The 10,203-nt window shown below is 40.1% G+C and carries 10 protein-coding genes and 1 other RNA gene; 8 read left to right on the top strand and 3 right to left on the bottom strand.

Going from position 1 to position 10,203, the window contains the following annotated elements:
* Positions 1 to 176 precede the first annotated feature (176 nt).
* From V7077_RS15860 to ssrA, 4 genes are all read left to right on the top strand, one after another.
* Positions 177 to 923, top strand: coding sequence for an alpha/beta hydrolase (locus V7077_RS15860; protein WP_335503654.1), 747 nt, complete (start codon positions 177 to 179; stop codon positions 921 to 923).
* A gap of 29 nt (positions 924 to 952) precedes the next feature.
* Complete coding sequence (rnr, locus tag V7077_RS15855; RefSeq protein WP_335503653.1) at positions 953 to 3,322, top strand: ribonuclease R; 2,370 nt, start codon at positions 953 to 955, stop codon at positions 3,320 to 3,322.
* 91 nt (positions 3,323 to 3,413) lie between these two features.
* Positions 3,414 to 3,881: an SsrA-binding protein SmpB gene (gene smpB / locus V7077_RS15850; protein ID WP_335503650.1), complete on the top strand. Its 468-nt coding sequence runs from the start codon at positions 3,414 to 3,416 to the stop codon at positions 3,879 to 3,881.
* A gap of 172 nt (positions 3,882 to 4,053) precedes the next feature.
* Positions 4,054 to 4,388, top strand: a transfer-messenger RNA (tmRNA) gene (gene ssrA, locus V7077_RS15845).
* A gap of 334 nt (positions 4,389 to 4,722) precedes the next feature.
* Here ssrA and V7077_RS15840 read toward each other — a convergent pair.
* From V7077_RS15840 to V7077_RS15835, 3 genes are all read right to left on the bottom strand, one after another.
* Entirely contained in the window at positions 4,723 to 5,130 is a 408-nt protein-coding gene (locus tag V7077_RS15840; protein WP_335503647.1) for an LAGLIDADG family homing endonuclease, read from the bottom strand.
* Between the two features lie 241 nt (positions 5,131 to 5,371).
* The gene (locus V7077_RS27750) at positions 5,372 to 6,001 is read right to left on the bottom strand and encodes a DUF2085 domain-containing protein (RefSeq protein ID WP_420489662.1); all 630 of its coding nucleotides are present in this window, start codon (positions 5,999 to 6,001) and stop codon (positions 5,372 to 5,374) included.
* An 83-nt stretch (positions 6,002 to 6,084) separates the two neighbouring features.
* Positions 6,085 to 6,303, bottom strand: a complete 219-nt coding sequence (locus V7077_RS15835; protein ID WP_335503644.1) for a hypothetical protein — start codon at positions 6,301 to 6,303, stop codon at positions 6,085 to 6,087.
* A 313-nt stretch (positions 6,304 to 6,616) separates the two neighbouring features.
* Between V7077_RS15835 and V7077_RS15830 the strand changes: the two genes are divergently transcribed.
* The 4 genes from V7077_RS15830 (at position 6,617) to V7077_RS15815 (ending at position 10,141) form a co-directional block, all read left to right on the top strand.
* Positions 6,617 to 7,630 (top strand): polysaccharide deacetylase family protein, encoded by a 1,014-nt coding sequence (locus V7077_RS15830; RefSeq protein ID WP_335503640.1) that lies wholly within the window; start codon positions 6,617 to 6,619, stop codon positions 7,628 to 7,630.
* Positions 7,631 to 7,730: 100 nt separating this feature from the next.
* Complete coding sequence (locus V7077_RS15825; RefSeq protein ID WP_335503637.1) at positions 7,731 to 8,732, top strand: AI-2E family transporter; 1,002 nt, start codon at positions 7,731 to 7,733, stop codon at positions 8,730 to 8,732.
* A 191-nt stretch (positions 8,733 to 8,923) separates the two neighbouring features.
* The gene (locus V7077_RS15820) at positions 8,924 to 9,157 is read left to right on the top strand and encodes a hypothetical protein (protein ID WP_335503634.1); all 234 of its coding nucleotides are present in this window, start codon (positions 8,924 to 8,926) and stop codon (positions 9,155 to 9,157) included.
* Between the two features lie 15 nt (positions 9,158 to 9,172).
* Entirely contained in the window at positions 9,173 to 10,141 is a 969-nt protein-coding gene (locus V7077_RS15815; protein ID WP_335503631.1) for a cation diffusion facilitator family transporter, read from the top strand.
* Positions 10,142 to 10,203 lie beyond the last annotated feature (62 nt).

The following is a 10,203-nucleotide window of genomic DNA, read 5'->3' as shown; positions in this document are numbered from 1 at the left end:
GTTCGCGGAAAAAATCCAAAAGTACGCAGAATCCAATCAAAACAAGCAAAGAATCCACATCACCACATTCTCCAGCTAATCGTTTTGATAACGCCCCACAAGGCTTTTTTCTGGAATGTTACCTCTTTTAATGCTTAAACTAATAGAAGCTAATAGAATTAAAAGGAGTTTTTAACATGAAAGTTGCACCACCGAAACCATTTACCTTTGAAGGAGGAAAACGCGCCGTCTTGCTGCTCCACGGTTTTACAGGAAATTCAGCTGATGTCCGGATGCTGGGCCGCTATTTAGAAAAAAAAGGCTATACCTGCCATGCCCCGCATTATAAAGGTCATGGAGTACCGCCGGAAGAACTCGTCCATACCGGTCCCGAAGATTGGTGGCAGGACGTCCTAAATAGCTATAATTTTTTAAAAAATAAAGGACATGAAGAAATTGCAGTCGCCGGACTTTCACTTGGCGGCGTATTTTCCTTGAAATTGGGTTACACTGTACCTATAAAGGGTATTGTACCGATGTGTGCCCCGATGCATATAAAAAGCGAAGAGGTCATGTACCAAGGAATTCTCGATTATGCCCGAGAATATAAAAGGTATGAAGGAAAAACTGACGAACAAATCGAAATGGAAATGAATGAGTTTAAAAAGACGCCAATGAAAACATTAAAAGCACTTCAGCAATTAATTGCCGATGTGCGTAACCATGTAGATATGGTCTATGCCCCAACATTCGTTGTCCAAGCACGTCATGACAAGATGATTAATACAGAAAGTGCTAACATCATTTATAACGAAATTGAATCGACCATAAAAGAAATCAAGTGGTATGAGGAATCTGGACATGTCATTACCCTGGATAAAGAGCGTGAACAGCTTCATGAGGATGTTTATGCTTTCTTAGAGAGTCTTGATTGGCATGTATAATAATAAAGCACCCCAAAGGAGGGAATAGTTTGGAAGATAACATTCAAAAGCACATCGATAAGCTTTTGCAATATATGAGAGATGAAGCCTACAAACCATTAACCGTACAGGAACTGGAAGAAGCATTTGGCATTCAAGATTCCAGCGACTTTAAAGAGTTTGTGAAGGCTCTAGTCCAAATGGAGGAAAAAGGTCTTGTTGTCAGGACACGGAGCAACCGTTACGGGCTTCCGCAAAAAATGAATTTAATTCGCGGTAAGCTGATTGGCCATGCCAAAGGCTTCGCATTCGTGGTACCGGATGAACCGGGAATGGACGATATTTTTATTCCGCCAAATGAAACAAACACTGCGATGCATGGCGATATCGTGCTTGCGCGTGTTTCATCGGAAACATCTGGTACACGCCGTGAAGGAAGTATTATTCGGATTATTGAGCGCGGTGTACAGCAAATTGTGGGGACCTATGTTGAGAGCAAAAGTTTTGGCTTTGTAATTCCGGATGATAAAAAGTTTGCCAATGATATCTTTATCCCTAAGAACGCTTCTAAAGGAGCAGTCGAAGGACATAAAGTGGTCGTTAAACTTGTTACCTACCCTGATGGCCGAAAAAGTGCAGAAGGCGAAGTAATTCAAGTACTGGGGCATAAAAATGACCCAGGCGTAGACATTCTATCCGTCATACATAAACACGGGCTGCCAATAGCATTTCCTGATGATGTATTAACGCAGGCCAATGAGACACCTGATACGATTGATGAAAGTGAATTAGCGAATCGCCGCGATTTACGTAATGAAACGATTGTGACGATTGATGGTGCCGACGCAAAAGACTTGGATGACGCAGTTACCGTGACAAAATTAGAGAACGGTAACTATAAGCTTGGCGTTCACATTGCCGACGTCAGCTATTATGTTAAAGAGGGTACGCCGATTGACGTTGAAGCAGAAGAACGGGCAACGAGTGTTTATTTAGTTGACCGAGTGATTCCGATGATCCCGCACCGTCTTTCAAACGGGATTTGTTCGCTTAACCCACGAGTGGACCGCCTCGTGTTGTCCTGTGAGATGGAAATTTCATCAGAGGGAACTGTTGTTTCGCATGAAATTTTTCAAAGCGTCATTAAAACAACGGAGCGGATGACCTACTATGATGTAAACCGAATCCTGACCGACAAGGATGAAGAGACGCGTGCAAGGTACGAATCACTTGTCCCTATGTTTGAACTAATGGAAGAACTCGCAGAAGTTCTAAGAAACAAACGAATGAAGCGCGGAGCCATCGATTTTGACTTCAAAGAATCCAAGGTTTTGGTTGATGAGGAAGGCAAACCTACAGATGTTGTATTACGCGAACGGTCTGTTGCCGAACGATTAATTGAGGAATTCATGCTGGCTGCCAACGAAACAGTTGCAGAGCATTTCCACTGGATGGAAGTTCCGTTTATTTACCGAATTCATGAGGATCCAAAAGAAGATAAATTACGGAGATTTTTCGAGTTTATTACGAACTTTGGCTATATCGTAAAAGGGACTGCTAACGACGTGCATCCTCGTGCCCTTCAGGAGATTATTGAAGAGGTTCAAGGCAAGCCAGAAGAAATGGTCATTTCGACTGTCATGCTGCGGTCCATGCAGCAAGCTAAATATTATCCGGAAAGCCTTGGACACTTTGGGTTATCTACCGAGTTTTATACCCATTTCACGTCACCGATTCGTCGTTATCCGGATACGATTGTCCATCGCTTAATCCGTACCTATTTAATTGAAGGAAAAATCGATTCAGCTACGCAGGAGAAATGGAATGCCCGCCTGCCTGAGATTGCCGAGCATTCTTCAAAAATGGAGCGACGTGCCGTTGATGCGGAGCGCGAAACGGATGAATTGAAGAAGGCCGAATACATGGAAGACAAGATTGGTGTCGAGTATGATGGCATTATCAGCTCTGTGACCAACTTTGGTATGTTTGTGGAACTGCCGAATACGATTGAAGGTCTTGTCCATGTCAGCTATATGACCGATGATTATTATCGTTTTGATGAGCGCCATTATGCGATGATTGGTGAGCGCACCGGAAATGTATTCCGGATTGGTGATGAAATTACCGTTCGCGTCGTAAAAGTAAATAAAGACGAGCGATCGATTGATTTTGAAATTGTCGGCATGAAGGGGACGCGCCGTGAAAGACCAGAAACCTCAAGAGTCTTTAGTACGGGCAGTGATACCCGTAAGCCGCGCCGGAATAAGCAGCAGGGCGAAGGGAAACAAGGACAGGGACGCAGCCGGAATGGCGGCCAAAAGTCTGAATCCGGCGGCGGACAGGGCGGCAAAGGCAAAAGTAAACGTAAATTTTATGATAATGTACCGAAATCTAAGAGCAGAAAGAGAAAAAACAAATAAAAGGAAAGGGGCCCTGACCGCATGGCCCCTTTCTCGTTGTACAGCCTATGTAAATCTGCTAAAATAAGTCCATAGAGTTGAGGTGAAACAAATGCCAAAAGGTGCAGGAAAGGTAGTCGCGCAAAACAAAAAGGCTTACCATGACTATTTTATCGAAGAAACATACGAAGCAGGAATTGTTCTGCAAGGGACCGAAATTAAATCTATACGTGCCGGGAAGGTTAATCTTAAGGATGCCTATGCACGGGTTCAAAATGGCGAAGCGATTCTGTTTGGAATGCATGTTAGTCCGTATGAGCAAGGCAACATTTTTAATCATGATCCATTACGAACACGTAAACTTTTGCTTCATAAACGGGAAATCAGTAAGCTTTTAGGGGAAACAAAAGAAGCGGGTTATGCCCTTGTCCCATTAAAGCTATATTTAAAAAATGGCTTCTGTAAGGTTTTAATTGGTCTAGCAAAGGGTAAAAAGAATTATGATAAGCGTGAATCTCTTAAGCAAAAAGAGGCGAAGCGTGAGATTGAAAGAGCATTCCGTGATCGTCAAAAGATGTAATTGGAAATTAATTTACAAATTGTTACAATTGAAAAATGCTCTGAGTGTGTTATAATAAGTTTGTCGCTGATGAAGCGGCACAATCTTTTGCTCTGACAAACGTGTTGAGCAATTCCTAACGTCTGTTGCTAAATCTTTAAGTAGATTTCAGCACATTTTATAATGGGGACGCTACGGATTCGACAGGGGTAGTTTGAGCTTAGGTTGCGAGTCGAGGGGATCGGCCTCGTTAAAACGTCAAAGCCATAACTGGCAAAACTAACAACAACCTCGCTTTCGCAGCTTAATACTGCATAGCGGTTCCTCCCTCCATTGCCCATGTGGTAGGGTAAGGGACTCACTCTAAGTGGGCTACGCCGGATTCCACCGCCTGAGGATGAAGGAAGAGAACAACCAGGCTAGCTGACCGGACGCCGGTCGATAGGCAAATGGATCAGTGAAACGCCAATATATCGACTACACTCGTAGATGCTTAAGTGGCGATATCTTTGGACGCGGGTTCGATTAATTAATAGTCGCCTTGTGTGGTAACATACAAGTGATAATCTGGCTTTATCGGTGAAACCTAAGTCGCTTGTGAGCGATAGGGCAATGCCGAGCGGTATGTGAAGTAATTCAACAGCCGTGTATCGACTTATAGGCTGCCTGTAATAAGGTAGTACTAGGATGCGAATCCTTCCTTGAAGAGGAAAATTTATGTTTCGCATAAGACGCCAGAGGGCCTGTTTTTGGACAGGTTCAAGATATAGTCAGTGCCATGTCGAAAGCATGGAAGAGCACGTCCCGCCGTCTCCACCATACATAGGTGGATAACAAGACTAGCAGAAATGCTGGTCTTTTTTTATATTTTAAAGAACTTTTCTTCAAATATGATCTTCTTCTCTAGTAAATCAGAGTTGTATTTACCATTCCGAAGTGTAACTTTTTCATAATTATCAAGTATCCAAAGAGCACGATTTCTTTTTTTATCCACTCTAAGAAAAGGTGAAACGTCCTTTAATAAGTTTAAAACTGTTTCTTTCTTCTTTATGTACAGTGTATAGGAATCCTTATGGCGGATAGGATTGTAGTTCTTTTTACTATTAATTCTCCCATTAGTTAATTTTTGAATATAGTCTAGTAGCTCTTTATCAGTAGATGCAATAGTAACACAGGGGCGGCGATGTTCCTTTTCGTGCATTCTTGTTAACGTAATGGTTCCTTCTCCATCAATAATTCCGGCAATATATGCTGCTTCCCAAATCTCCATAAAAACACCTCCAAAACGGCAAATCGAAACATACGTTCTCTTATATTATTATATTTTTTCCTAATATTGTTATCAAGTAGAAAGCTAAAAAAGGGTAAAAAACCCTTCTTGGATATTTCATTAGGGGCAGCAGGTAATTATCGATTAAAATAAGCAGGAATAAATTAGCAAGAACGGGATAACAATCTAATCGAACAAAAAGGATTTTTTAGGCTGTTGTTATTTAAATAGATTCAATGGTTTATAAATATTGAACCAGCCAAGCATGTAACAAAGACAAACTAGAAAGAAAAAAGAGACTAAGCAAAATAGAGAGAACCCCTCTAAAATAAGTTTGTCTAATGAAAGGAATCAAGAAAGAGGCACATAAACTAAACCAAACAATAACAGTAAAAATAATTAAACTATTCAAGAAGTAATAAGGCAATAGGCCGAAATAAAATAACCCTCCTAAAATACTGCTACATAAAATTGGTACCCAAATATCCTTCTTTTTTTGGATAACAGGCACAGATGAATAGGCAAGTGCCCTTCCCAAATAAAGCGGATAAAGAAAATAGGGAAGAACGAAACCAAAGCAAATACCTGAAATTAATCTTCTTACATTATTACTTTGAAATAAATGAGTGTATGATCCCAAGCCATCAATCATCATGGGAACCATAAAGAGTAATAGCAGGAAACTAATTTTAATGGTGGGTATGGTGAGTTTAGTTTTCCTTTTAAAAATATGTAAGTACAATAGGGTGGAGAAAATCCCGATATAAATTCCAGTATCTCGGGCACAAACAGAAAGTGCTAATCCAGATGCATAAAGTGAACGTTCATCTAACTGATGGCAGATAGCCCTTCCAAAAAAGTCTAATATCACTTGGATTAACGGCTACCCCCTCCAACTGAGAACCCAATTTTCTATTACACAAAATTGGGTCCTTCTTCAAATTTTTATAAACTTTAATACCCCGAAACCGCTGGCAGGATTGACAATGCGGATGCAGCAAACCAGCAAATACAGCTTAAAACCGTCACGACAATCGCGATAATTAAACAGTTTTTTCCCACAACCTTCTTCTCAGGTTCCTGGTCATTCATCCAAATAATCCCTAAAATAATCCCTACAATAGGAATAAGTATCGATAGAATATAAAAAAGTGCTTTTTGTCCCCCTGACACTCAATTCACCTCCATCTAAAGGCTTTGATATTGGAATAGGAGAAAAATCTTGTTCAATGATATGTATGTTAAACCGTAAAATAATTTGCCTGTCTTACTTTTTGAAATTTCAGAATCATAATTGTTTTCCCCCCTTTTTTTATTTTAAGAGGTATAATTAAGTGGTAAAACTTGTAATATATAAAGCGACTAAATACACATGTCATTCGATTTATTTAATAGAAATGTAATAATTTTAATAGATTTGAAACAATTGAATAGAAATTTCGTCTATAATGGGGAAGGGAAATAAACACCAAAGAGGGTATGAACAATGGGGAATTTAAAAAGAGGCTGGTCACAAGGGACATTACTTGTCTTAATCGTCTTTGGTCTCTTATTTACAGGGGTAATTCTAAGCCATTATTCTCAGGAAAAAGCCATAAATAAATCTACTAATCCAGCAAAATATGAACCTATTCATCGGGCATTGGCCAAGGGGGCAGCATCTGAATCCCTTCGAAGGGTTACCAGGGATGGACTGCTGGAAAAAGAACAAATCCGGAAACATCAAGCAGAAGCGATCGCTTGGAGAAATCAACAAGAACGTGAGAATAGCAGCGTCAAGAAACCTACATCTACTGAACCTGCCTCAAACCCAACAACAACTACCGAGCAGCCAACAAAGATAACGATTCCAGCACAATCTGAGCAGCCGAATACACCACCGCCAGCTAATCCAAGTTCAAAGAAAACGATTTATTTAACCTTTGATGACGGTCCATCGGCATATTCCGCTCCTATAATCGCCTTGCTGGAAAAATATCAGTATAAAGCAACCTTTTTTATGATTGATGGCAATATTCGCCGTTATCCTAATGCTGTTAAATTAATGGTCCAGTCTGGGGAGACCGTTGGCCTGCACAGCGTGTCACATGATCGGAAGATTTTTTATGCATCTGTGACATCTGTCATCTCGGAATTAACGCAAAACCGTCTTACCTTAAAAGAAATCTCAGGGGTAGATTCCTATATTATGAGAACCCCGTATGGCAGTGTTCCATATATGACAGAGGAATATCGAAAGGCTGTACATGATCATGGCTATTTGATGTGGGATTGGAATATTGACAGCCGAGATTGGGATTATAAAGATGCCCGATATGTAAACAGTGTCATTGCACAATTAAACCGAATGGCTAACCATAATGGACCGATTGTCATTCTGCTGCACGAAAGGAAAGAAACGCTAGCACACTTGCCACAGCTGCTTGATTTTTTATCGAAACAGGGCTGGATCAGTAAGAAGATAGACAGCTCGATGACGCCGGTTCAATTTAACCCATAAAAGAAGTCTAAAACAGACAAATTAGGGTTAAGATTTGATATAATTAAAAAAAGTTAAAAAACTTACGACTAGTAAATATAATGGGGTTCGATCAGTATCTATGATAAATAAACTAATGAAGAGCAGCGGTTTTAAAAGAATAGCAATATTTGTCCTTATTGCCCTCATTTTATATGCAATGAGGTCGATGATAAATTTAATTTTACTAACCTTTATCTTTACCTTTTTAATGGATCGATTAGTCCAATTTATTGAAAAAAAGCTTCCGCTTAATCGCAAGTTAATTGTCGTGCTTTCCTATGCCTGTATTGTCGGGTTACTTTCCTATTGTTTGGTTATGTATTTACCGATGATTATTCAGGAAATTACCGCCTTGATTAAGCAGCTAACCGCTTTCTACACCGCCAAGCACGATAATATTATTCTAAATTATTTGGTCAGCCGGATGGAAGAAATCAAGCTGTCGAGCTATCTGGAGCAAGGTGTTACTTTTATCATAAAGTATTTTAAAGATATTAGCAGTATTACTTTACAAGTGTTATTGGCCTTGCTGCTGAGCATTTTCTGCTTATTAGAAAAGCCGCACTTAATTGAATTTACAAAGAAATTCAGAACTAGTAAAATTGCACCGATTTATGAAGAAATTGAGTTTTTTGCCCGAAAATTTGTTGGGACATTCGGTAAGGTAATCGAAGCACAATTAATTATTGCGGTTATCAACTGTATCCTTACGACCATTTTCCTATGGCTGTTAAAATTTCCGCAATTAGGCGGTTTATCTATTATGATTTTTGTACTGGGATTAATCCCAGTAGCGGGCGTGATCATCTCGTTAATCCCGCTGGTGATTATCGCTTATAGTATAGGCGGATTTATGAAGGTTCTTTATGTGGGCATAGCGATTCTGATTATTCATGCGATTGAAGCCTACATCTTAAACCCTAATTTAATGAGTTCAAAAACAAATCTTCCTGTTTTCTATACATTCATCGTCTTAATCTTCTCCGAGCATTTTTTCGGTGTATGGGGTTTGATTATCGGAATCCCTGTATTTGTTTTCCTTTTGGATGTTTTAGAAGTGACTGAGCATAAAAAGGTGTAACCCAAAAGTCCATTCGTGGGCTTTTTTTCTTACATCCAGCTTCTTCGCCTAGGGGCTCGGGGTCATAAGTCAATCCGTCAAGAAGGCAGGTCTTATGCCTGTCACCCCTGTTCAAGGCGCTTCCGCTTTTAGTCTTTGTTACTTTTCTGCTATGCTAAACGTATATACCTTAATGAGGAGGAGAAATCGAAATGAGCGAATGTAAACTGAATCACTCAAAGGAAGATGTGGAAAATAAATACCAATTGCAGGCAGCTTATTTGCCTAAAGACATGGAGGGATTATTCAACCGTTTTTTTACTTATGAACATTCCCAAGAACTGTTGAATGAAGTCTTTCATTTATTGAAAAAATATGACTTAGCATCTGTTGAAGAAAAACAGGAAAGAAATAACCGGTTATATCTAGTGTTAAAAAACGTTTAAAGAATTGAGGATAGAATGGGAGAATTAATTCAGTTATTAAAACGAGGGAATAAATCGGCGTTTCTGGCAGCCATTATCAATGCCATTATCGCCATTATCAAAGGAGTGGCCTTTTTCTTTACAGGAAATGTTGCCATGTTTGCTGAAACGATGCACAGCCTTGGCGATGCTGCCAATCAGTTCTTTGTATTCGTCGGATCAGCACTAAGTAAAAAAGCACCGACAGAGAAGTATCCCAACGGGTTTGGCCGCTTAGTCAACCTTGTTCTGTTAGGGGCAGTATTAATAGTAGGGATTATGGCGTTTGAAACGATCAAAGAAGGCTATCACCATATTGTCCATCCAACCAAGTCGACCGGTTTTTTGATTAATATTCTTGTGTTAGCATTAGCGACCCTGCTCGAAACCTTTGTCTTGTTTAAAGCAATGAAGGAAATTTTGCATGACATCGAGCTGGAGGCAAAGGGTCTCAACATTTTTACTATGGCGTTTGCCAATTTGGGACGAGCCAAGCCGGCGACAAAGCTTGTCTTTATGGAGGACATGGTGGCGACTTTAGGTGGTTTGTTAGCCATCATTGCCGTTGTTCTAGCCCACTTTACCCCTTTACATCAAGCAGAAGGTGTTGCTTCTGTGCTAATTGGTGTGATGATGCTGTTTGTAGTGGGGAAGGTCTTTTTAGATAATGCAGCTGGTGTGATTGGTCAAGCGGATGAGGAAATGGAAAATAAGATTGGTGTACTCGTGATGGAGGATCCTGATGTAAAAGATATCCAAGATATAACTGTTATTAAAGAGGGGGAAGACCTGCATGTTGAGCTGGAAATTGAGATTGACCCTCAAATAACGGTTGCCGCTGCCGATGATATTAAAGATAGAATTCATGAAAAAATTATGGCGGAAAAAGGTGTCGTTGATGTCACGATTGAGATTGATGAAGCCGATGACGTAATGACATGGCAAAATCCGAAACCCACACAATAAACTCAAAGATTAACTAAAAATGGGACTACGACAGATAAGCCGTCTTCATAACCCCTGAAGGA

The organism is Neobacillus vireti, assembly GCF_036962465.1.
Lineage (GTDB): Bacteria > Bacillota > Bacilli > Bacillales > Cytobacillaceae > Neobacillus > Neobacillus vireti_B.
The sequence above is the reverse complement of the archived record's forward strand: the minus strand, read 5'-3'. Positions and strand labels throughout refer to the sequence as shown.